The following is a 20,839-nucleotide window of genomic DNA, read 5'->3' as shown; positions in this document are numbered from 1 at the left end:
CCGCGTCAGGCCACCAGCCGCATTGGCTCAGCTGGCGGAGGTTCTGCTCCCTGGTCGCCCAGCAGGCCAGCGGCAATGTCCTCGGGGGCTGCTTCCCCCAGCGCTGCCAGGCACGCCAGCAGCGGTTCCGGGTTGACGTCGGACACCTGCGCCCAGGCGCGCAGCTTGTCCTCCATCCGGGCCATGCGCGAGATGCCGGCCGTGCGCGCGCGCAGCACGGGAACGATGCGGCCCTCCAGCTTGGTTTCAGCCGCGCCGGCAAGCACCCGCTGGATGGCCTCGCGATCCACGGCGCCTCGGTCTTCCTCCGCCACGGTCCAGCGCACGCGCACGCTGGCGCCCGTGATGTCCTGCCGCGTGACCGCCTCGCGCAAGGTGTCGAGATCCGGGCGACCCTCGAACACGATGTCCATGGTTCGGCGCGCCGGGGTGGGTTCCAAGGTGCAGCGGGCCCACTCTGCGCCAACCTCCCACAGCAGAAATCCCTTCTCCCCCTCCTCGCCATAGTGAAATCGGCCGATGGAGCCTGCATAGGCGATCAGTTGCTCGCCCGCCAGCCCTTGCTGCATCCAGGACTGGTGCCGGTGGATATGGCCCAGCATGCAAGCCTGGGCCTCGGCGGCAAACAGCGCGCCGGTGGTGAACTCATGGTCGAAGCCCGCCATCGGAACCCCGTGTTCGCTGAGGCAGCCGAACACCGTGCCGTGCGATACCCCGATCGTCGGCAAGCCCAGGCTGCGTGCGCGCCGGTTCAGCGGGGCGAATCCAGCAAGCAATCGCCCCAGTTGCTCGCCCACCGACTGCGCCGCATCCACCGCCCCGGTGGCGGCGGCCACCACAGCCTTGTTCACCGTGGGCAGACAGAAAACCAGCATCTCGGCATCCGGCGGCAAGACCTCGAAGCACCAGGCCGCCGACGCCACCCAGCCGCGCCGGGTCAGCGCCACCTGCTGGATGCAGTCGGCAACATGGATGGGATGACGCCCGCCCACCGAACGGAACACCGCCAGCGTGCCGGGGGGCTCGTGCGAGTAGGTGCCCTGCAGAATGAGGACCGGACAGTGATCGGCGAGGCGGCGAACCTGCGCCACCAGCCGGATCACGGCGGGCGCATGCAGGTCGAGTGCATGGTCGGTCGCGTCGCCCGAGATCACGGCGGCCTTCACGCCCAGGGCCACGGCGCGGTCGATGGCGGCGCCGAAGCAGCGGTCGGCCTCCGCCAGGGTCTTCGTGCCGTAGTGAAGATCCGAAAATTGTGCAATACGCATGGTGCCTCCCCGGTTCATGCCATTTGATTCAGCTCGGTGTCGATCTTGTCGAGATAGCCCACCGGATCGTTGTAGTACCTCAGCAGCTCATCCCAGGCACGGCCACGGCCATGCGGGTTGACCCGCCAGCCCCGGCCCCAGCGTCGATCCGCGTATGCCGCGTAGCGTTCGCGCGGCACGCCCATCGCCTGCGCCTTGTCCAGCAGCTGTTCGAGCGTCGGGCGACCGGGGCGCTGCGCGGCCTCGCCGATTTCGGCCGGTGCATCCACTACGTCTGTAGGCATGTGGGAGTTTTCAACCACCTGCGTGACCAGCCGTGCTTGCTGGATGGAGGCCTCCTCATCCTCGTGGTCTCGCAGCAGCGCGGTCACGTCCACGGGCGCTTCGAGCTCGATGATCCACTGGGGCACGCGCACCGCCCGCCCCTGTTCGTCGATGTGCGGCACCTCCTTGAGCACTTTGGTCAGGAAGAAGGTCGTGCGGTCGCGCCCCAGAAACCCAGAGATACGTCCACCGCGCATCTGGGCGATGGCCTGGAAGCGCTGGATGGCCGCGCTCATCGCATAGAAGCTCGTGGTGGGCAGCTCCAGCGCGCTGATCGAACGAATGCCGGGAATGAAAAACAGGAAGCGGCCCGTGAGATTGCACTGGCGGGCCTGGTACTCGGGGCAGGATTCGGGGTTGCAGATGCCACCGTTCTCTTCTCGGGGCACGGTCTTGCGCCCGCCGAAGATGCGGATCGTGCGCCGCCCGGTGTCGTCCACCGGCACCGGTGCATGGCGCATGCAGTGGCGCACCTGTCCGTCGGGCGAATACTGCGACCAGAAGCGCTTTTCGTGCGTACTCCATGCCGCCAGCTCGTGCGGCATCACGGTCTGCCAGTGGTCGGATGGGAAAACGACCGGGATGCGGTACAGCCGGTGACCCTGCCCCCGATCCTCGCCATAGATGTCGAGGATCTCGCGGGCGATTTCGGGGTTGGGGAAATCCGAGCCGCGCACCGTGAACCACGGTACGTTGCGAGGCACCAATGGGGATCTGAGCTGGGGCAGCGCCTGCGCCAGCGCCTTCTCGATCGCCTCGAACGATCGGCCTTCGGCCACGCCCTGGGTATAAATGGCCTTGGCCTCGGGCTGCTCGGCCGCCTTGCGCGTGAGCACCATGATGCCGGGGCGGATCTTGCCGCCTGTGGGGATGCGTGCAGGTGCTTGGCCCAGCAGCGTCGGCAGCGCGTCCGATCCGCCCTGCACCGTGATGATGGCTTGTGCCATGGAGTGCTCCTTGATGAACGTCGGGGAATTCCGATGGTTCATGCTCTCGCCGATAGGGCCGCCATCAACCCCTGACTTCGTCCTCCAAGGCATCGAATATGCAAGGCAGTACAGCCACGACATTCCCGAGTTGATTCTTCGGAATTGCCTGACGCGTAGTCTGTTCGGACAAGGCGCACACTTGGCTGATGCCGAAACCCCCTGCATTTCGCGGCGGTTTCGGCTGGCGCGCAGCCAGGCCATTGTTCAGCATGGACCTATGGACCAGACTGCAGCAACAAGGAGCGATAGCGTGCAAGCGGAGGAACCCATCGAACCCACAGAAGGGGCGCGGCAAGGCTCCTGGGCGCTCGCGATCGAGATGCTGCGCAGCATTCTCGAAGGAGGCACCTACGATGCCGTCGCGGCCCAGCACGGCATCACGCGGACGGCCGTCGAGCGGCGCATCAAGGCTGTCGCCGCCCATGTCGCCTCGACCGCCGGCATCGCAGGACTGAATGTGGAGGGCGCCGCCTTCGTGCGCCGACTCCGGATGCATCGCGAAGCCATCCACGCAGCCCTGGACGAATTGGGTACTACGCCACCGTCCCACGCACGGCACATCCGCGTCCTCACCGAGGAGGAGATCACTGCGGGTGCATTGCGCATTCGGGGCCGCAGTCAACAGCCCCACAAGGACCTGGCCCTCTACTACATCCTTTTCGCCACGGGTGCCCGGCCGTTGGAGATCGCTCGCCTTGAAGTCCGCGACTATCTCCATGTCGACGGCAGTGTGCGCCGAGGCTCCTGCGTCCGGCCGGATGTCGCCATCACCGGGCGAGAGCGTCCGCTTTTCTTCTGCAGCGCACGACTTGAGGAAGCGTTGAATGCCTACCTCGCCGAACGCGTTTCGGACCGGCAGGGGTTGGGAGTTGATGGCGAGTACCGAGGACTCGATCCGGCCAGCCGGCTCCTTCTGTCGGCGAGTGGCCAGGGCTTCGAGATCAAGCCCTACGGGGCGGAGGGCCAGAAGCGGTTCCGCTGCCGCGCCATCCAGGAGACCTATCGGAAGCTTTTCCGCTACGCGGAGCTCAAGCAGGTGACCGCGCTCACGGTGCGCCATACCGTGGCCGACCGCCTCTATGCCAGGGGTGCGGAAGAGTCCCAGGTCGGCTTGCTGCTGGGCATCGCCGATCGCAGTGCGGTGCGCGAGCAGTTTCCTCGCCGACTGCCATCGCTGGATACCTTGACCACCGATCTGGTGTAGCGGCCATGGGCGGTGCCACAACCGATCTCTCGCCGGATGTGCAGCGGTTCGCCATCCGCGGCCGGATCTGGCAGGTCACCGACCCGGGCCTGCAGGACGCGCTCGCCCAGATTCACGACTCGGCGGAGCGCCCGCGCTGCCTGTGCACGCCCGACGGGATCGAGATGTATGTGGCGCGGCACCGCCAGTACCTCGTGAAGCGCATGCCGGATACCGGCAAGTCCCATCATCCACTGTGCCCGTCCTATGAGCCCGACAACGCCTATTCGGGGCTGGGTGACCTGATGGGCGATGCCGTTCTCGAAACGCATCCCGGCCACATCGAGCTTCGCGTCGATTTTCCGTGGACGCGCATCCACGGACGCGCCGTGGCGCGTGGCGAGCCGGATGAACCGGGGGAGGTTTCCGTGCCGCGCAAGCGCATGACGCTCAGAGCCGTCATGCACTTTCTGTTCGAGCAAGCCGGCTTCAACCGGTGGACACCGGCCATGGCCGGCAAGCGGAACCAGGGCGTGCTATGCAAGTACCTGCTCGAGGCTGCGGCGGACATCGAGGTCAAGGGCAAATCCCTGGCCGAAAGACTCTACGTCCCCGAGCCTTTCAGCGAACCCGCGAAAGCGGACATCGCGCAACGCCGACGCGCCAAGCTGGCAGTGCTGCAACCCCATGGCGGCCAGGCCCCGCTGGCACTGGTGATCGGCGAATTTAAGGCCTGCGAACGCAGTGAGCGTGGCTGCCGCATCTGGATCCGCCACATGCCGGACGCTCCGCTCCTGATGGATACGCGTGCCTGGGATCGTTTGGCCCGCACCTATGCAGCGATGTTGGAGGCCCGCGATGCCGACACCGGACACCCCGCTCGGCTCATCATGGCGGCACTGATCCATGCCCGGCGGGAGTTCACCTACGAGATCGACGCCGCCAGCCTGATGCTGGTCAGTGAACAATGGATTCCCGTGGACGGGGTCCACGAGTTGCCGCTCATCGACGGCCTGATCGCCCAGAAACGGCGCTTTCTGAAACCGCTGCGCTATGACGCCAAGGCTGCGGCGGCCTTTCCAAATGCCCTGCTGCTGGACTGCGGTGCCGCGCCCATCCCTCTGCATCTGACCAGCGAGTTCATGAGTCCCAAGGACCGAGTCCTCAAGGAAAAGGCGATTCACACCAACGGCAATGCAACCGTCTGGCACTGGCACACTGCCCTACCGATACCGCCATTGCCCCCCAAAACATTGGGCCAGCCACTTTGACCTCCACCCGAGATTCCAGCTGCCTGCGTACGCTCTAGCAACCGGAATCTGCCAGACATTCAATTCTGCTCAGCAATCCAACGCCTAACATCCTCTGCGCGCCACACCGTGATCCCCCTCGACAGGCGGATCGGAGCTGGGAACCCGCCGGCATTAACGCGCCGCCAGAGCGTGGATTTGGAGAACGGAATGAAGCGCAGCAGCAACTTCTGGCGGACGAAGCCCGTCTCGGGCAATGCGGGCCGCTCCGCCTGATGGGTAGGTTGAGCGGGAGAGATAGTCGAGATAACTTGCATGATCATTCCTTGTCTTGGCAATCGCCAAAGGTGCAGGGGTATGACCAGCTCTGTCGCAGCGAAGGTGGTCTGGAAAAGCTTTCGCTGCCGAGGAACGCGAGACTCCTACCGCTGTGCAGGCGTTCCGGTCAGGCACAGGGCAATGGGTATGGATGGGTTTGAATCGCCAGATCACGAACACCGCCCGCCCGCGAAGCGCAGAGCAGAACGGGGCGAAGGGTAGTGTTCGATACGTGGGGCCGAGTGGGAACGCGGCCTGAAGGCAGGTGACGACTGCGACGCACCTGGCCTACCAGGTGGTGCGGGGCGACGATGCAATCACACACCCCTGTCCACTACTTTATCCTCGCGGGCTCATTGCGTACCAGCTACGTTCAACGCGGAGCGGGCAATCGCACCTGTCCTCGGCCAGTTTCCCGTGGAGACAGCGCGATGCTACGCCGCCCCCGCCGGGGCGGCGTCGGTTACCGGGGACGAGGATGGCAGGATGTCTTCGGCGACCGCCATGTCCTGCCCGGCATCGGCTTCCGATGGGATGCTGGCTGCGGCCTCGCCTGTTGGCTGCCGTTCGTCGGCATTCTGGCTCTCGGCATCGGCTGAACTTCCACCGTCGCCCGCTGGGCGGCGCACGTCCAGCGCATTCATCTCCCGCCGCAGTCGGGTCGCCAGATTGCGCGCCCCGTTCGCGACATCCCGCACCTTGCGCTTGAGCGCCGCCCTTTCGACGTCGACTGCCTGCTGGGTGATGACCTCGTGGATCTCGAGCGTCTGCAGCAACGGCATCAGCTGATCGAGCTTTCCCAAAACCTCCAGATACCGGCGGCTGCTCGACGACAGCACCCCGACCTCCAGATCCAAGGGCACGGTGTCATAGGTCGCGGTGCTGGTGATGCCATTGGCATGGAACAGCGCCTCGGCACCGTCGATCGCCTTGTTCAGTTCCTCGGCGACCTTGTCCATCTGCGACCGGATCAGCGTCTCGACTTTATTGACGTCGTCGTGGTTCAGCCGGGTTCGCGAGATCACCGAGATGAAGTGGATGCCCAGCTGGAAGGTATTGAAGTAGCGGATGAACAGGCGCTTGCCTTCGGCGCTGGAGAAGCTCGCCTTGATTTTCAACGACGCCGCTTCGACGCGGCGGAAGTCGGCCTTGGTTTCCTTCGCGAGGATGCGGGCGTTGACGCCCCCTTGGTCATGCTTGACGAAATCGATATCGGCCATGGTCGAGTCCTCCGGCGGCAGCGCTGTTCGGAGAAATGATCGGCCAAGCGCCCAAGCATCGCCACGCGAAACGGCCACCAACTCAGGCTGCTTTCGGCATTGGCAGGCATTGCGGGCTTGTCGGGCATTGACGCGTAAGGAGCGGCCCTCTACCGTGCGAAGCATGCAGTAGCTGGCCCTGCACCCTTGGCAAGCCCTGGAGTTTCCATCGACACGGCCTGAGCGCGAAGCACAGGACCGCTGTCTCGACGTAGCGCTTCCCGCCGGCGGCTTTCGAGGCCGGCCCCGAGGGCGACCACTCCCTCGCCTGGCGCCGAAAGCTTCCCCCGCCGGTTGCTGGCACACCGGCCCCGCAGCGCATCCCGCTGCCATCCAAGCCAGCCCCGAAGTCTTCGATCCCCATACCGGATCTGTCCACCCATCCACCCCTTGGGGCTAATCGCCCCTAGATCGGTGCGTTGGCTCCCGCTTTCACGCCAAGGAGCCAACCATGCTGCACCACAGCTTTGCACCCGAGATTTTTTCCGTTCCCCCCGTCTGCGCCCCTCTCGGGGATCCGCCGCTTTCGCCGCCATTCATGGGTGCGCTGCTCCACCGGCTGCAAGCCGGTGACGCGCCACCTGCCCCGTCCCTGAGCACCCTCGCGTCGCTCGACGCGGATGAAGGCCAGCCCATTGAATGGAGCGAGGAAGACGTCGTGCTGCTGCACTGGCGGCTGCTCAAAGAGATCGGCCGCCTGGCCGATCCCGAGACGCCGCTGGAAGAGAAGTTCGACACGCTGCGCTGGGTCTTCACCGAGCGCGACAAGGATCTGAGGCCGTTCAGCTTCGTGTCCTGCCTACGCGTGGTGGCCTGCAGCCCGCTGTCGCCACTGCCGTACTGCGGCCTGGTCGACGCCGAGGAGGTGCGGGACTTCATTCGTCTCGCGATCCCCCAGTGGCTTCATCAGACGCTGCTGCGCTATCCCGTGTGGGTGCGCGAAGCCATCGTGGACCACCCCGACTGGGTAGAGGCGCGATTAGCCCGCAACCCGCAGTGGATCAACGAAGAAGTCAGGCGCGTCTCCCTCGAGGGCGATCTCTTTGCCTGCCCCTCTCCGTAGGAGCGCTCCGCGCTCCCACCTTCAACTTCGAAAGGAGTCCGCCATGACCTCGTGGAAGGATGTTCTCTGCCTGCTGGCGATCTTCGTGGCCTACGGCCTCGCCGGCCACCTGGACTACCAGGATGCCGTCGCGATGGAAGAAGCCATGCGCGATGACCCGCGGCTGCCCTGCTCAGCGCCGCCTTGCGCGGCGCCGGAGGGTGCCGCACGATCACAGCCCGACGCGCTGCCCGCGCGCCTTGGTGCCGTGGCGGCCTGTTCCCCATCCGTCTGCCAGCCAGACGATCAATGAGGAGCCACGTCATGCACCACACCACGGCACATCGCGCAGCCCGCGCCAGCACCTGGCTCCCGGTTAACGCGCTGGGCGACATCGAATACCTCGTGAAGGAAAGCGAGGTGCTGACCGGCCAGGCCGGCCGTCGCTTCGTCATCGCCGGCGCCGACCGCCTGCCCTATCGGGTGCACTGGCACCCACTGGGTTTCAAGGTCGAGCGCCTGGATGCCGGCGGCAAGGTGCTGGACTACCGGCACCTGCTGCCCTGGGAGTTCGAGCGCCACAGCCTGGCCCAGGCCCTGGCCTACGGCCAGTTGTTCACCGCCTCGGTGCCCCGCGATAGGAGCGGCCGCACCTAATTTTCACCACCCACCAGCGGGCTCGCCCGCGATGCGGGCGGTGCGCTGGCATCTCGGGAGATTTCCATGAAGATCCAAGTCCGCATCAACGAAGAAGGCGTGCTGCGTAACCAGCGCTTCGCCTTCACCGACCGGTTCACGCTGGTCACCGAGCTTCTGCAGAATGCCCGTCGCGCAGGCGCGCGCCATATCGCCGTCGACCACCTGGCCGAGGAGCGGGTGCTGCGCATCCGCGACGATGGGCGGGGCATTGAGGACTTCCAGAAGCTGCTGAGTTTCCATGAGTCCGGCTGGGACGACGGCATGGTGGCCCAGGAGCACCCCTTCGGCATCGGCTTCACCAAATGCCTCTACGCGGTCGATCGCATCGTGGTCGCCTCGGGCCGGCAGCGCGCGGATATCGACACCGCTGCGGCCCTGCGGCGCGAAACCTTCGAAGTGCTGGACAGCGAGCAGGCCGAGACCGGCACGCTCATCGAACTGCACGGCGCGGACGTCGACGGTCTCGAGCAGCGCATAGAAACGCTCTGCCAGGGCTTCCCGGTCGATGTGGTGTTCAACGGCAAAACGCTGGAGCGCCGCTACGCCGAGGATCACCTGCCCCTGACTTCCACGCCGATCGGCGCGGTGCATGTCTCGGGCAACCACAGCGGCAAGGCGACCCGGCAAACCCTGATTTTCCTGCAGGGCTTCTGTGTGCATCGGCCCATGTACTTCAACGCCGGCGAGGCGAATGTCGTCCATCTCGACCCGCGGCAATTCATGGCGCGTCTTCCCGACAGGGACATGCTGATCGACGCCGATCAGCAGCTCAAGCGCGTGGAGACCCAGCTCAAGCAGTCCTGGCGCGCCATCCTCGTGGTGGCGAAGTCGCAGCTCGAGGCACGGCAGTTCGTTTCGACCTACTTCGAGGCCATGCGCCAGTGGGGCCATCTGGACCTGCTCAACGACATGGACGAGTTGCCTGCTGCGCTGTTCGAGAGCATCACGGGCTATCCTGTCCAGACGGTTTATGGTCAGCGCGACTATGTCGAGACGGTGGCCGAGCCCCCCACGCGGCAGGACATCGAGTCCGGCCGGGTTACGCTGGTTTCCCTGGGCTGGCCCACCAGCGAGAACGCAGGGCACTGGATGCTCGCCCGCAGCAAGCAATGGCTCGTCGCCCTGGCCTACCAGTTGGACAGAGACCACTGGATCCACCCCCATGTCCGCTACATCGAGCTGCAATCGGCCGAGATCGAAGCGCAGGCGGAAGCCGCGCGCACCAAGCTGGAAGGCCGCTGGGTCTGGCCCCTGGTCATTCTCTGCGACACCGTCCGCGTGCGTGTGGGCGACCACGAGGCGATCATCGCGGACGAAGCAGTGTGCCAGGAGGACGTCATCCTCGTTCCCGCGGGCGAAACCTCGGGTGAGGCGGTGCGCCAGCTGTCGGACTTCCGCGATGAGCACGACCACGTGCGCGACGACGACATGGAGGCTGACTGCAATGTGCTGGCCGATCTGATCCGGCGTCTGCGGTCGACCGACCCGGTCAGCACGCTCAGTTCTCTGCTGTCCGAGCTGACATTGGGCCGGTACCCGCTGCTGCACGGCAGGCGGTTCGAAATCACGGTGGGCACCGGCTCCTCGCCCGGATGCCTGGTGGAGCTATCGGCCAGTGGAGACGGCCATGCAGAACGCTGAATACGCCGCCCGCGTGGAGGCCGTCAAGCAGCGTGCGCACGGACGCTGGACCGAAGTGCTCGGCGCCCTGGGCCTGGACGAACGCATGCTCAAGCGTAAGCCCATGCCCTGCCCGCTCTGCAAGGACGGTGTGGACCGGTTCCAGTACACCGACAAGTACGGCGAAGGGAACTACCACTGCCGCAAATGTGGCCCGGGCGGTGGCTTCAAGCTGCTGCAGGCCTGCAAGGGCATGGACTTCCATGCGGCGCTGTGCGCGGTCGAGAAAGTGCTGGGCATGCTGCCGCCGGCCGCGCCGGTGGACAGCGCGGCGCCGGAGCGGATGAAGAAGCTGGTGCAGCGCATCTGGAACGAGGCGCTGCCCGTAACCCTCGGCGACGAGGTGGACCGCTACCTGCGCGGCCGCGGGCTGGCCCTGACCAGCTACCCGCCGTCGCTGCGCTTCCATCCCGCACTGGGCTACTACCAGAAGGAAAGAGCGGCCAAGGCCCGCAAGGTGGCCGAGTACCCCGCGATGCTGGCCAGCGTGCGCGATGCCCAGGGCGCCGTGACGCTGCACCGCACCTACCTGAGCGCGGGCCGCAAGCTCGATGCACCCGATGCGAAGAAGGTGCTCTGCAGCGGCTTCTCGGGCGCGGCCGTGCGGCTGGCCGAGGCGACCGATGAACTGGCCGTCTGCGAAGGCATCGAGACCGGCATCGCCGTGTTCCTGGCGACCGGCAAGCCGGTCTGGTGCGCGCTGAGCGCGGGCAACCTCGAGAAGCTCTGGGTGCCCGACACCGTGCGCAGCGTGTGCATCTACGGCGACAACGATGCCGACGGCGATTACACGGGCCAGGCCAGCGCCTACACCGTGGCACGCCGGCTCAAGCGCGAGGAAGCGCAGAGCGGCCCCCGCACGGTGCGCGTCTTCCTGCCCCGGCAGGCGGGCTCGGACTGGGCCGACGTGTGGCGGCAGCGGCAGGAAGCCAGCCTGCTGCGCGCCGCGTGACGTTCGTCGGGGGTGGGTTCGCCCACTCCCGGCTTTTTCAGCGCAGGTTCCGGATCTGAGCCTGCACCGAAAAGGTTTCTCCGCTGGTCGCTGCCAGACCAGGCCGCATGACACACGTCATGCGGCGAAGGCAGCCCTGGAGTTCTTCGCGCAACCACGGTTGCGCCATCGTGGACCGGCTCTCGCCGGTCCTTCATCAGCCCATGCGGGGATGTGCATCCCCGCCGGGGCTCTGCCGTCCCCGCTTTTTTCCTCACCGAAGGAGATTGTCATGAGAAGCGGACGTACCCTCTTGAACCTGGCCCAGGAGCTGGAGCGCCAGCTCAACACCAAGAAGGATCTGGTGGTGTCCTCGCCGCTGGTGCGCCACAGCACCAGCGAAGGCGGCGGAACGACCCTCGTGGTCGAAGAAGCCAGCGGGCCCGCGACGTATGGCGTGACGCCGCTCGCGCGGCGCCAGCTCGCCGACAAGCTGAACATCCCGTATGCCTATTTCGAGCGCATGCGCGAGAACCAGCCGGCGCTGCTGGACCGCAACGTCAACACCTGGCTGCAAAGCGAGCCCGACCGGCGCCTGCTGCGCACCCTCGACGGGCAGGTGCGTGCCGTGCTGTCCGACCGCTACCGGCGCCTGGACAACTACGACCTGGCCGTGCATGTCCTGCCCATCCTCAAGGGCCTGCCCGAGCTGCGGTTCGAGTCGGTGGAGCTGACCGAGACGCGCATGTACATCAAGTGCGTCACGCCGCAGCTGAAGTTCGAGATGGCGCCCGGCGACATCGTGCAGGCTGGCATCGCGATCTCGAACTCCGAGGTCGGCCAGGGCACGCTGTCGGTGCAGCCATTGCTGTTCCGGCTGGTGTGCCGCAACGGCCTGATCGTCGCGGACCGCGCCCTGCGCAAGACCCACGTCGGGCGTTCGCTCAGCCAGGAGGACGAAGGCGTGACGGTCTACCAGGACGACACCCTGCAGGCCGACGACAAGGCCTTCTTCCTCAAGGTCCGCGACGTCGTGCAGGCGGCGGTGTCCGAGGTGACGTTCCGCCAGGCCGCGGCGAAGATGCAAAAAACCATGGGCATCCAGCTGGCGGGCGATCCGGTGCACAGCGTCGAGGTGCTGGCGCAGCGCTACACGCTCAACGAGGCCGAGCGCTCCGGCGTGCTGCGCCATCTGGTGGCGGGAGGCGACCTGTCGGGCTACGGCCTGGTCAACGCCGTCACCCACTTCAGCCAGGAAGTCGAGGACTACGACCGGGCCACCGAGTTCGAAGCCCTGGGCGGCAAGCTGATCGAGTTGACGGCCGCCGAATGGAAACCGCTGGCCGAGGCCGCGTAGTCGGCATGTAGCTGAAGCGTGGCGGAAGGGGATGAACCCCTTTCGCCCGTTTCCGCGCATCCGTGCCTATCGGCCTCCGAACACCTTCACGCTGATGGCGCTGCGCACCTTGCCGAGGATCTTGACGCGGCGCCTTGCGGCCGCCGTTGCGCTCGTCCACTCGTAGTCCTGGTAGGCCTTGTTGTCGCACTTGAGCACGATGCTCCGGTCGATGCGCCGTTCGACCCGCCGGATGAGCAGACTGCCATTGCAGGTGAACGCATAGATTCCATTGCCAGCCAGTTCGGTCACGGTCGAATCGACGAAGACAAGATCGCCCGCCTTCAGGTGGGGCGCCATCTCGTCGCCGGGCACTTGCACTGGTGTGCCCAGTTGGCCGCGATGGGCGAGCGAATCGGCAATGGCCTGGATGCAATTGGCCACCTGGATGAGTTGCGTGCAGTGGGCTTGATCTTCGGCCTGCGGGCGCAATGCGCCGATGATCTCGTCCGCACTGCAACCCAGGCCCGCGCACAGCCGGGCGAACGACTCGAGATCCGGCAAGCCGGGCTCGGGGGCGTCGAACCATCGACGCACGCTCTGGGAGGCACGATGCGTGATCCCAGCCACGTGCGAAACCGTCTTGTCGGCGGGAACGCCCATGGCGGCCAGCCTGGCTTGCAGACGGTCACGCACACCGGGAACCAGATCGAGATCACCCGGCGGGGATGCCGACGCAGAACGGCCAGCGCGATTCACGGCACGGGCGCCTTCCAACCGTCCTCGCCGATCCGCAGGCGAGCGTGGTACTGCAGATCCCAACGACATTGTCTTGGCAGTCACATCTTCTCCTGCGCAAAGAAGTCAAAGGCGGGTGTTCTACCGCTACTTCTGTTACTGAATGTGGCCGGTTTCGAAATCGACCGCCAATCCTTGTCCTTTCCGGTGGCGCTTTCAGCGCGTCGTCGCGAAAGGAGCAAATGATGTGCACATCTTCACAGGTCACAGCATATGCTGACTCAAACCTGACCACCAATCCATCTGAATCGAGTACCCGTGAAACATTGTTGACACTCCCCTCAGAGGGGCATCGAGGAAACGATCATGTGCCACCTGCTTCTATCCGATGTGCAATCCACCAACCTGCAATTGCTCCATGCCATCCTTGTCGGCGCGGAACGCGACATGGTGGAGACCTGCCGCAAGTTCAGCCTGCATGCGGCCCAGGCCGAGCGCCTGCGCACGATGAGTCCCGCCGAAGTCTGGAGCCTGGTACACGCGGTCGGCCAGACGTCCTTGTTCGTGCCGCGGGCCGACCTTGTCGCGCTGATCGACGCCCCGCCGCCACTTGTGGGCACCCTCGCCGCCGCGCGTTCGCCACTCCCTGCGCCGTCCATGCACATTCAGGTGTCCCGATAGATGCCGGGCACCAAGATCAGCCAGCGCATACGGACGCTAAAGCTGGCCCGTGACTGTGCAGCGCTGGGGGCGCGCATCCGGACGATCCACCACCTCACTGGACTGCGTCCGCGCGAGTTGCTGTATCTGCTGTTCAATGCGCACGCCCAACCACCCTGCGGCAGGGCGCCGAATTCCCGCGAGTGGTACCACAACGCCAACCTCCTGCAACGGATCGAAGCGTCCGTCGTCATCGCCAACTTCCGGCGCATGCGCTTTCTGGGATTTCCGGCGCCTGAAGCCCTGGTCGGTGCGTACCGCTACTACCAGTCGATGCACAGGCCCCCGCCTCGCATCAGCTTCGACCGGGCTTTCGACCTCGCGGCCCACACCGAGGGTTTGTGGATCGCCAAGGTCCCGAGCTTCCGCCTGGCATCCTGCGCCCGCTGCGGTAGCGAATTCCTGGATGCGCTGGGGGGCACCGACACGACGGCACGGCCCTGCCCCTTCTGCCAGTTGGTCGACCGACACGCCCGCGATCCGCGCCTCACCGCATCCTTCGCCGAGCAACCGCCGGTTTCGGAGGATCTGATCGCCCATCTGATGCCTGTTCCGGGCTCGCACACGGAAGCCAATGGCGAAACCCCCTCCACTTCGCCCTCATTGCCAGCAGCCGAAACCTAGCCATCTCTGAACAATGAATGTCCATGCGCCCCGCACAGGCGCGGAGATTCTTCGATGGCTCCCGGCACCTCCTCCAGCGCCGCCGTACAACCCTTCGCATCCTCGGATCCCGGCTTCGAGGCCGTGCCCTTGGACGCGGTCATCGCGGCACAGCAAGCGCTCCTGGCCCGGATCAAGCTGTGCTTCGGCGCTGATCGAGTCACCTTCGAACGCGAGCTGATGCCGCTGGTTCACGGGTACGCAGGTTTCGTGCACTTGCTGCCCGCCACCGCCGACAACTACTTCCACACGCCAGGCGGCCTGCTGCAGCTCGGGCTGGAGACAGCCTTCTTCAGCCTTCAGGGTACGGACGCGCACATCTTCTCGGGACGCGCGACGATTTCCGAGCGCCGCGAGCTGGAGCCGCGCTGGCGCATCGCGACCTTCATCGGTGGCCTGTGCTGCGAACTGCACCGGACCCTGACCCACCTGATCGTGACCACCGCCGACGGCGAGGAATGGCCCGCCTTCCTGGGCGGCCTGGCGCCGTGGCTGGAACGGCAAGGCGCCGAGCGCTACTTCGTACGCTGGCGCGCCAATGCGCGCGAGTCTCGCGGCACGGGCCTGTTCGCCCTGCCCCATGTCGTTCCGGCCGAAGTGCTGCAGATGCTGGGCGACGGCAATTCCATCGTGGTGTCGCAGCTCCTGGCCAGCATCGCAGGCGTTCCCCAGTACCGTGAGCACAACGTCCTGGACGAACTCGTGCGCCGGTCGATGGCACTGGTCATCGACCGCAACCTGCTGGCCAACGCCGACCGCTACGGCAAGCCCCAGTACGGGTCTCACCTCGAGCGCTATCTCGTGGACGCGCTGCGCCGCCTCGCCGCTGGCCATTCCGCGTGGATTGCAAACCGTGACAAGAGCCGCGTCTGGCTCGGGCCCGAGGGGTTGTTCCTGGTCTGGCCCGGAGCGGCCGAGGACGTGCTGTCGCTGCTGGAGAGCGACCAGTTGGCCGGCATCCCGAAGTCACCCCACACCTTGCTGGACCTGTTGCTCGAGGCCGAGGTCTTGGTGGCCGTCGGCACAGGCCGGGAAACCTGGGCCATACAACCACCGGGCGCCAAGACGCCGATCGAAGCGGTGAAGCTCGCCAACGCGGCGATCCTGCTGACAGGCCTTGATCCCCAGCCCGCCGCCCTGACGACTCACCTTCTCGCTCCGCCACCATCCCCAGCGAAGCCACAGGCCCAGGTACCGAACGCGAAGCCAGTGGCAGCCGGAGACTCACGAGCCGCCACGGCCACCACGCCCTCGCCTCCAGCGACTGCCCTGCCCGAAGCAACCACGGCAGCCGCGCCGGAAGAACAGCTGTCGTTGCTGGATGCCACCGGCAATACCGATGCGCCCTTGGCTGCGCGGCAAGAGGTCGTCCCCTTGGATGAAGCGCCCGCTGCATTACTTTCGGGGCCGGAGCCACTCGCCATCCGCCTGCGGGCTCCGATGCGACTGAACCCTGCCGTGCGCAATGTCCTGGCCGAGATCGTGGCGACCCTCAATGACAGCGCCGCCAACTCGGACGTCTGCACCGTGGCCGAGGGGATCTTCGTGCCGCTGGCCGATTTCGAGCGACGCGGCATACAGCCCAGCATCGCGATCCGCGCCCTGGACGACATCAGGATGATCCGCCGTGCACAGCCAGGTGGCCCGCCAACGGTCTCGCGCCAGATTCGTGACGACACCGTTGTGGGCGTGATCCTGGCGCCAGTGCATCTCGAAGGCCTAGATCCGAAGGCCTTTGCTTGCGCCGCCGAGGGGAAAGTAGTCGCACCTTCCGGCTCAGCCGCCACACCGCACCGAGGCCTCTGACATGCTGGTGCGCCGCTACGAGATGCCCTGGCGGCGCGCCTTCGAGGCCCATGCGGGCCTGGTGTGGCTGGCTGCCGCGCTGTACTTCGCGGTCATCGCACTGACGGGCCCAGTGCCCGTTCTTCCTGCGCTGGCGCTCGCTGCCGTCTGCCTGCTGATGGCGTGTCGACGGACAGCCCAGGCGGTGCGCATCCTGCGGCTGCGCGGATCGCTCGGCGGGCGCCGCATCCAGGTGCTGAGCTCGCAGGAGTTGGGCCGCCTGTGCACGGATCCAGCACAGGTCTTCCTGGGTTTCGGCTTCGAGTGGCGGCCTGTGCATGCGCAGCGCCTGTACGAGCTCGCCAAGGTGGACTACCGCGAGTTCAACGTGCCCCCATGGTTGCAGCACGCCATGGGGCAAGGCAGCGCGGCCCAGCCCGATGCCGAGATCGGCCTGCCCTACATCCATGGGGTGGAGCCGACCGAACACCCGCTGCACCGGCCCTTGCAGAACTTCGAGGGCGGCACGCTGCTGGTGGGCACCACGCAGTCGGGCAAGGGCGTGGCGCTGGCCAACCTGATCACCCAGGCCGTGTGCCGCGGCGACGTCGTGATCGTGATCGACCCCAAGAACAGCCGCCGCCTCAAGCGGGTGGTCGAGCGCGCCTGCGAGGACTACCGCGAGGCGGACACCTTCATGGAGTTCCACCCCGCCTTTCCGGAGCGCGGTGTCCGCCTGGACTTCACCTTCAACTGGCAAAAGCCCACCGAGATCGCATCGCGCATCCAGTCCATCATGCCGCCCGACACGGCTGGGGCGTTCACGGCCTTCGGCTGGGACGCGGTCAACGTCGTGGTGCAAGGCCTGGTCGAGCTCGAAGAACGGCCGAACCTCATCAAGCTCACCAAGTACATCGAGGGCGGCATCGAACCGGTGCTGGAAGCCTCGCTGCGGCGCTTCTACGAGCAGCTGCTGGGCCATGGCTGGCGCGACCAGCCCGAGATGCGCAAGCTGCTGCACGATGCGCACCGGGGCAACATGCGCCGACCCTCCGAGGCAGCCAGCGCCGACCTGATGGGATTCGTCGCCTACTACGAGCACCACGTCGCGCAGAATCAGCGCAGCAAGGTGCTCGACGCCCAGGTCCGCACGTTCCGCCACAACCGGGAGCACTACCAGAAGATCACGGCGAACCTGCTGCCGATCCTCTCGATGCTGACCTCGGGCGACCTGGGCCGCAGCCTTTCACCGGATCCATTCGACGCTGACGATCCGCGCCCGATCATGAACTTCGAGAAGATCGAGCGCGGCGGCCATGTGCTATACATGTGCCTGGACTCGCTGCCCGATCCGTCGGTCGCTTCGGCCATCGGCGCCCTGGCCCTGGCCGACCAGGCCGCCCGCGCCGGCATGCGCTACAACCTCGGCACCTATCGACGCATCTCGCTGTTCGTGGACGAGGTCAGCAACGTCATCAACCAGCCGCTGATCGAGATCCTGAACAAGGGCGCCGAGGGCGGCATCTTCGCCACCTGCGCCATGCAGACCCTGGCCGACCTGGCGCGGCGCCTGGGCAGCGAGGATGCGGCGCGCATGGCGCTGGGCAACCTGAACAACCTGATCGCACTGCGCACCAAGGACCGGCCCACGCAGGACTTCGTGGTCGAGACCTTCGGCAAGACCGCGATCCACACGGTGCGCGTCGGCCTGAGCCACGGGGCCGACACCCACATCGGGGATTTCTCGTCGAGCTACTCGACCCAGCTCACCGAAAGCTTTGAAGAGGTGGTGCCAGCGGACATCCTGGGCAAGCTGCCGAACCTGCAGTACTTCGCCTCGGTATCGGGCGGCCGCATCATCAAGGGCCGGTTCCCGATCATCAACTCGGATGCGGACGTGCAGCCGCGAGGAGCGGCCGCGTGATCCGGGCCGTCGCCGTCATCTCCCTCGTGCTGCTGCTCATCCTGGTGCTGTACGTGCCTGCCGTGCATCCGCCCGAACGCTTCCTGGAGCAGCTGCGCAGCGAGCACCAGGTGGCGGTCGACTTCTGGGGCGCAGAGCCCGCCTACCGGATGCTGGATCGCGCCATCAAAATGCAGTCCCATGCCGCCGAGGCCAGTCCCCTCCCGGCGCTGAGGGACATGCCCAAGCCCCAGGGCGTCAACCGCGCCGTCGCTGCCGAGATGGGCTCGGTCAACCAGCGCCTGTTCAACAACACTTACTTCCGCTCGGTCGATGCGCTGCTGATGCTCGCCAGCTACCGCCTTTCCAGTCTGCTGGAATGGCTGCCCTGGCTGATCCCACTGGCGCTGGCCGCGGGCATCGACGGCCTCCTGCTTCGTGTGGTCCGATCCAAGGAGTTCCTGCTGCATGACCCGGAGATGTTCGCCGTGTGGTGCTCTCTGTTGATCATCACAGGCTGCGCGACGGTCGTCGCATTCGTGCTGCCCATCCGAGTGCACCCAGCGATGCTGGCCGGGTCGCCCATCGCAATGATGGTGCTGCTAGGCCGTGCCCTCACGCATTTTCATCGGCGGGCGTGACTGCGCTCTTGGACCTTGGCTCTTGACCGCTACAACTCGGCTTCGGCCATCAATTCGGTCACGGTCATCTCCATCGCTCTTGCAATACGAGTGACGGAGACGATCCCGGGATTCTGGCCGCCGCGTTCGATGCTGCTCATGTAGGAACGGTCGATGGCACTGCGGTGTGCAAGTTCTTCTTGAGAGATGCCTCGCGCGAGTCGGCTACGGCGAATGGCAGCGCCCAGTGCGATGAGCACCGGGTCGTTGGCGTGCCGAGGCGAGGTAATGGGCATCCCCGCATGGTGGGGATATGATGCCAATCACACCACGGACGATCTTCCACATCACCGACGGATGGAAGAGCCTGTGATCGGAATTGCATTGACGTACCGCCTTTGCCGAGGGCACGACCATGACCACAGCCTGCATCGACCGCCTCCGGGAATTGGCGGAGTCGATCACCGTACTTTCACTGTCCCATCTGCAGCCGGCCACACGCGCCGGTCTGCAAGAGAACGACCTGTCGGTGAACGCCTATCCCACCGAGTTCGGCGGACTGGTGTATGTCGGATCGCCACCACACCGCACTCCCATCGAGACTGATCTCTCACTCATCTGGGACATCTCGACACGCGCCGGCATTGAGTGGCTCTTCTTCGACGCCGAGGGACCGGTCATTGACGGACTTCCCATATTCGATGCCCAGGCTCTCACGCCATGAGGTCAGTGATGAGTGGACTCACTGAATCTCAACGCATTTCCGTGACTCGCGTTCTATCAGATCGGACACCCTGAGACGCTGATCGCGAAACACCCCTGAGTTCAGCTTCATTCCCGGGCGACATGCATGAAGCCCCCTCCTATTCTCTGTCCATGCGCCGATGCGCGCGTTCATGGAACGCCAGGACACGAGGACCCATGCCATGCTGATTGCCATGCCGAACACCGGCCCCACGGGGCATGCCTGCGAAGGCGCCACCGACTCCAGCGACGTGGTCGAGACGCGCCTATGGCTGGAGGAGCACAACTGGCTCTATGCCCTGCTGCGCAGCGAGAGCAACGTCGCTCCCACGTTCCGCATCCCGGATCTGCTCAGTGCCTGCGTGGCCCTCGTCTTCAACAGCGACGACGCCGCGGAACGCATCTTCGGCTTCCTCGGAACCGCGCTGGTCATGCGCTCGCCCACCACGCCGCGCCGGCGCGAGTCGCTGTGGCGTCCCCAGTTCGAGCTGCTGCACGACCTGCAGTGCTCGCCCGCCAACCGGCATCCCAACCCCAAGTTCCAGCTCGACCAGCTCACCACGGCCTGCGTGGCGCTGTGCCAGCAAGAGGATGCCTCCGGCGCTGCCGTGCTGGTCCAGGCGCGCCGCAACATGGTGGAGCGCCACCTGACCCAGCTCGCGCCGCGACACCGGCGATGACCTCGCGGCTTGGTGCCGCTCACCCGCTTTGACCTCCCGGGCTCCCGCCCCGCTCACCCGCCAATACCCTGACCGGCACGCCGGTCCTCACCCCGTGCCCGCACCGCAGCGGGCTTGTCCTGAACCATTGGGGGGTGTCGGATGCGCTGGGTTGTCGTTTTCATGGTAGCGCTGTTGCCGGCCGCGCCGGCCCTGGCCATGTGCTGGGACGCGGCCGCGCAACGCTACGGCATTGCGCCGGAGCTGCTCTATGCCGTCGCACGCACCGAGTCGAGCCTGAACCCGCGCGCGGTGAACCGCGCGCATGAGAAGCGCACGGGCAGCTACGACATCGGTCTCATGCAGATCAACAGCCGGCACCTGCCCCGGCTGGCCGGCTTCGGCATCCGCGAGGCCGATCTGTACGACCCCTGCGTGAACCTGCAGGTGGGGGCCTGGCTGATGGCCGACAGCTTCGCTCGCCACGGCGTCAGTTGGAACGCCGTGGGCGCCTACAACGCCGCGTGCACCCAGCTCAAAGGCGACGCCTGCACGCAGGCCAGAGCCACCTATGCCTGGAAGGTGTACCGGCATCTGCCATCCGCGCGTACCGCGGATGCGAGTCCCCGGCAGAAGGCTGCCGTCGTCGCCGCGCAAAGCCCGGGCCTGCGCGTGAGGGTCGCGCCATGAAGCACGCGACACCCGACGCATTGGGCCGCCGGTGCGCG

Annotated in this window: 22 protein-coding genes; 16 read left to right on the top strand and 6 right to left on the bottom strand. The window is 66.0% G+C overall.

The features are described from left to right. Positions 1–5 precede the first annotated feature (5 nt). Both ACDELDRAFT_RS01180 and ACDELDRAFT_RS01175 read right to left on the bottom strand, forming a co-directional pair. Positions 6–1,268 carry a metallophosphoesterase family protein gene (locus tag ACDELDRAFT_RS01180; RefSeq protein WP_005792897.1) on the bottom strand — a complete coding sequence of 421 codons (1,263 nt, stop codon included), beginning with the start codon at positions 1,266–1,268 and terminating at the stop codon, positions 6–8. 14 nt (positions 1,269–1,282) lie between these two features. Next, on the bottom strand, positions 1,283–2,539 hold the full coding sequence (locus tag ACDELDRAFT_RS01175; RefSeq protein ID WP_005792896.1) for a recombination directionality factor: 1,257 nt from the start codon (positions 2,537–2,539) through the stop codon (positions 1,283–1,285). Between the two features lie 13 nt (positions 2,540–2,552). Between ACDELDRAFT_RS01175 and ACDELDRAFT_RS01170 the strand changes: the two genes are divergently transcribed. Beyond that, the gene (locus ACDELDRAFT_RS01170) at positions 2,553–3,785 is read left to right on the top strand and encodes a site-specific integrase (protein ID WP_005792894.1); all 1,233 of its coding nucleotides are present in this window, start codon (positions 2,553–2,555) and stop codon (positions 3,783–3,785) included. 5 nt (positions 3,786–3,790) lie between these two features. Beyond that, positions 3,791–5,035, top strand: a complete 1,245-nt coding sequence (locus ACDELDRAFT_RS01165) for a DUF1173 domain-containing protein (RefSeq protein WP_005792893.1) — start codon at positions 3,791–3,793, stop codon at positions 5,033–5,035. Positions 5,036–5,094: 59 nt separating this feature from the next. On the opposite strand, the gene ACDELDRAFT_RS01160 is transcribed toward ACDELDRAFT_RS01165, so the two are convergent. Beyond that, complete coding sequence (locus ACDELDRAFT_RS01160) at positions 5,095–5,331, bottom strand: helix-turn-helix transcriptional regulator (RefSeq protein WP_005792892.1); 237 nt, start codon at positions 5,329–5,331, stop codon at positions 5,095–5,097. A gap of 435 nt (positions 5,332–5,766) precedes the next feature. Beyond that, complete coding sequence (locus ACDELDRAFT_RS01155; RefSeq protein WP_005792891.1) at positions 5,767–6,552, bottom strand: AcaB family transcriptional regulator; 786 nt, start codon at positions 6,550–6,552, stop codon at positions 5,767–5,769. Positions 6,553–7,042: 490 nt separating this feature from the next. Between ACDELDRAFT_RS01155 and ACDELDRAFT_RS01150 the strand changes: the two genes are divergently transcribed. The 6 genes from ACDELDRAFT_RS01150 to ACDELDRAFT_RS01125 all read left to right on the top strand — a co-directional run bounded on the left by ACDELDRAFT_RS01150 (position 7,043) and on the right by ACDELDRAFT_RS01125 (position 12,300). Beyond that, positions 7,043–7,654: a hypothetical protein gene (locus tag ACDELDRAFT_RS01150; RefSeq protein WP_005792890.1), complete on the top strand. Its 612-nt coding sequence runs from the start codon at positions 7,043–7,045 to the stop codon at positions 7,652–7,654. A gap of 43 nt (positions 7,655–7,697) precedes the next feature. Then, complete coding sequence (locus ACDELDRAFT_RS01145) at positions 7,698–7,946, top strand: hypothetical protein (RefSeq protein WP_005792889.1); 249 nt, start codon at positions 7,698–7,700, stop codon at positions 7,944–7,946. Between the two features lie 11 nt (positions 7,947–7,957). Next, positions 7,958–8,290, top strand: a complete 333-nt coding sequence (locus tag ACDELDRAFT_RS01140) for a hypothetical protein (RefSeq protein ID WP_005792888.1) — start codon at positions 7,958–7,960, stop codon at positions 8,288–8,290. 66 nt (positions 8,291–8,356) lie between these two features. After that, positions 8,357–9,973 (top strand): ATP-binding protein, encoded by a 1,617-nt coding sequence (locus ACDELDRAFT_RS01135; protein ID WP_005792887.1) that lies wholly within the window; start codon positions 8,357–8,359, stop codon positions 9,971–9,973. Beyond that, positions 9,960–10,964 carry a DUF7146 domain-containing protein gene (locus ACDELDRAFT_RS01130; RefSeq protein WP_005792886.1) on the top strand — a complete coding sequence of 335 codons (1,005 nt, stop codon included), beginning with the start codon at positions 9,960–9,962 and terminating at the stop codon, positions 10,962–10,964. The genes ACDELDRAFT_RS01135 and ACDELDRAFT_RS01130 overlap by 14 nt, the downstream gene beginning before the upstream one ends. A gap of 271 nt (positions 10,965–11,235) precedes the next feature. Beyond that, positions 11,236–12,300, top strand: a complete 1,065-nt coding sequence (locus tag ACDELDRAFT_RS01125; RefSeq protein ID WP_005792885.1) for a DUF932 domain-containing protein — start codon at positions 11,236–11,238, stop codon at positions 12,298–12,300. A gap of 66 nt (positions 12,301–12,366) precedes the next feature. On the opposite strand, the gene ACDELDRAFT_RS01120 is transcribed toward ACDELDRAFT_RS01125, so the two are convergent. Continuing rightward, positions 12,367–13,038: a S24 family peptidase gene (locus ACDELDRAFT_RS01120; protein WP_232504683.1), complete on the bottom strand. Its 672-nt coding sequence runs from the start codon at positions 13,036–13,038 to the stop codon at positions 12,367–12,369. Between the two features lie 345 nt (positions 13,039–13,383). On the opposite strand from ACDELDRAFT_RS01120, the gene ACDELDRAFT_RS01115 reads away from it, so the two are divergent. Genes ACDELDRAFT_RS01115 through ACDELDRAFT_RS01095 form a run of 5 tightly spaced genes read left to right on the top strand, consistent with a single transcriptional unit; the run spans position 13,384 to position 18,729 of the window. Beyond that, positions 13,384–13,698, top strand: a complete 315-nt coding sequence (locus tag ACDELDRAFT_RS01115) for a hypothetical protein (RefSeq protein ID WP_005792883.1) — start codon at positions 13,384–13,386, stop codon at positions 13,696–13,698. After that, positions 13,699–14,361: a FlhC family transcriptional regulator gene (locus ACDELDRAFT_RS01110; RefSeq protein WP_005792882.1), complete on the top strand. Its 663-nt coding sequence runs from the start codon at positions 13,699–13,701 to the stop codon at positions 14,359–14,361. A 54-nt stretch (positions 14,362–14,415) separates the two neighbouring features. Beyond that, on the top strand, positions 14,416–16,206 hold the full coding sequence (gene mobH, locus ACDELDRAFT_RS01105) for a MobH family relaxase (RefSeq protein WP_005792881.1): 1,791 nt from the start codon (positions 14,416–14,418) through the stop codon (positions 16,204–16,206). Position 16,207: 1 nt separating this feature from the next. After that, positions 16,208–18,109, top strand: a complete 1,902-nt coding sequence (traD, locus tag ACDELDRAFT_RS01100; RefSeq protein ID WP_005792880.1) for a conjugative transfer system coupling protein TraD — start codon at positions 16,208–16,210, stop codon at positions 18,107–18,109. Then, positions 18,106–18,729: a DUF4400 domain-containing protein gene (locus tag ACDELDRAFT_RS01095; RefSeq protein WP_005792879.1), complete on the top strand. Its 624-nt coding sequence runs from the start codon at positions 18,106–18,108 to the stop codon at positions 18,727–18,729. The genes traD and ACDELDRAFT_RS01095 overlap by 4 nt, the downstream gene beginning before the upstream one ends. Before the next feature lie 29 nt (positions 18,730–18,758). Here the strand turns inward: ACDELDRAFT_RS01095 and ACDELDRAFT_RS01090 are convergent, their stop codons facing one another. Continuing rightward, positions 18,759–19,004, bottom strand: a complete 246-nt coding sequence (locus tag ACDELDRAFT_RS01090; protein WP_005792878.1) for a helix-turn-helix domain-containing protein — start codon at positions 19,002–19,004, stop codon at positions 18,759–18,761. A gap of 119 nt (positions 19,005–19,123) precedes the next feature. On the opposite strand from ACDELDRAFT_RS01090, the gene ACDELDRAFT_RS01085 reads away from it, so the two are divergent. From ACDELDRAFT_RS01085 to ACDELDRAFT_RS01075, 3 genes are all read left to right on the top strand, one after another. After that, complete coding sequence (locus tag ACDELDRAFT_RS01085; RefSeq protein WP_005792877.1) at positions 19,124–19,432, top strand: DUF5983 family protein; 309 nt, start codon at positions 19,124–19,126, stop codon at positions 19,430–19,432. A gap of 202 nt (positions 19,433–19,634) precedes the next feature. Further along, positions 19,635–20,132 carry a hypothetical protein gene (locus ACDELDRAFT_RS01080; protein ID WP_040327677.1) on the top strand — a complete coding sequence of 166 codons (498 nt, stop codon included), beginning with the start codon at positions 19,635–19,637 and terminating at the stop codon, positions 20,130–20,132. Positions 20,133–20,294: 162 nt separating this feature from the next. After that, positions 20,295–20,801, top strand: a complete 507-nt coding sequence (locus ACDELDRAFT_RS01075) for a lytic transglycosylase domain-containing protein (RefSeq protein ID WP_005792875.1) — start codon at positions 20,295–20,297, stop codon at positions 20,799–20,801. The last annotated feature ends 38 nt before the right edge of the window (positions 20,802–20,839 follow it).

The sequence above is a fragment of the Acidovorax delafieldii 2AN genome (assembly GCF_000175235.1).
Taxonomy (GTDB): Bacteria; Pseudomonadota; Gammaproteobacteria; order Burkholderiales; family Burkholderiaceae_C; genus Acidovorax; species Acidovorax delafieldii_B.
The sequence above is the reverse complement of the archived record's forward strand: the minus strand, read 5'-3'. Positions and strand labels throughout refer to the sequence as shown.

Coding starts and splice junctions, on each gene's coding strand:
- ACDELDRAFT_RS01090 (WP_005792878.1), bottom strand. CDS start 19,004: ATGCCCATTACCTCGCCTCGGCACGCCAACGACCCGGTGCTCATCGCA.
- ACDELDRAFT_RS01160 (WP_005792892.1), bottom strand. CDS start 5,331: ATGCAAGTTATCTCGACTATCTCTCCCGCTCAACCTACCCATCAGGCG.
- ACDELDRAFT_RS01165 (WP_005792893.1), top strand. CDS start 3,791: ATGGGCGGTGCCACAACCGATCTCTCGCCGGATGTGCAGCGGTTCGCC.
- ACDELDRAFT_RS01125 (WP_005792885.1), top strand. CDS start 11,236: ATGAGAAGCGGACGTACCCTCTTGAACCTGGCCCAGGAGCTGGAGCGC.
- ACDELDRAFT_RS01150 (WP_005792890.1), top strand. CDS start 7,043: ATGCTGCACCACAGCTTTGCACCCGAGATTTTTTCCGTTCCCCCCGTC.
- ACDELDRAFT_RS01170 (WP_005792894.1), top strand. CDS start 2,553: ATGAACGTCGGGGAATTCCGATGGTTCATGCTCTCGCCGATAGGGCCG.
- ACDELDRAFT_RS01155 (WP_005792891.1), bottom strand. CDS start 6,552: ATGGCCGATATCGATTTCGTCAAGCATGACCAAGGGGGCGTCAACGCC.
- mobH (WP_005792881.1), top strand. CDS start 14,416: ATGGCTCCCGGCACCTCCTCCAGCGCCGCCGTACAACCCTTCGCATCC.
- ACDELDRAFT_RS01075 (WP_005792875.1), top strand. CDS start 20,295: ATGGTAGCGCTGTTGCCGGCCGCGCCGGCCCTGGCCATGTGCTGGGAC.
- ACDELDRAFT_RS01135 (WP_005792887.1), top strand. CDS start 8,357: ATGAAGATCCAAGTCCGCATCAACGAAGAAGGCGTGCTGCGTAACCAG.
- ACDELDRAFT_RS01180 (WP_005792897.1), bottom strand. CDS start 1,268: ATGCGTATTGCACAATTTTCGGATCTTCACTACGGCACGAAGACCCTG.
- ACDELDRAFT_RS01175 (WP_005792896.1), bottom strand. CDS start 2,539: ATGGCACAAGCCATCATCACGGTGCAGGGCGGATCGGACGCGCTGCCG.
- ACDELDRAFT_RS01085 (WP_005792877.1), top strand. CDS start 19,124: ATGACCACAGCCTGCATCGACCGCCTCCGGGAATTGGCGGAGTCGATC.
- ACDELDRAFT_RS01080 (WP_040327677.1), top strand. CDS start 19,635: ATGCTGATTGCCATGCCGAACACCGGCCCCACGGGGCATGCCTGCGAA.
- ACDELDRAFT_RS01140 (WP_005792888.1), top strand. CDS start 7,958: ATGCACCACACCACGGCACATCGCGCAGCCCGCGCCAGCACCTGGCTC.
- ACDELDRAFT_RS01110 (WP_005792882.1), top strand. CDS start 13,699: ATGCCGGGCACCAAGATCAGCCAGCGCATACGGACGCTAAAGCTGGCC.
- traD (WP_005792880.1), top strand. CDS start 16,208: ATGCTGGTGCGCCGCTACGAGATGCCCTGGCGGCGCGCCTTCGAGGCC.
- ACDELDRAFT_RS01115 (WP_005792883.1), top strand. CDS start 13,384: ATGTGCCACCTGCTTCTATCCGATGTGCAATCCACCAACCTGCAATTG.
- ACDELDRAFT_RS01130 (WP_005792886.1), top strand. CDS start 9,960: ATGCAGAACGCTGAATACGCCGCCCGCGTGGAGGCCGTCAAGCAGCGT.
- ACDELDRAFT_RS01145 (WP_005792889.1), top strand. CDS start 7,698: ATGACCTCGTGGAAGGATGTTCTCTGCCTGCTGGCGATCTTCGTGGCC.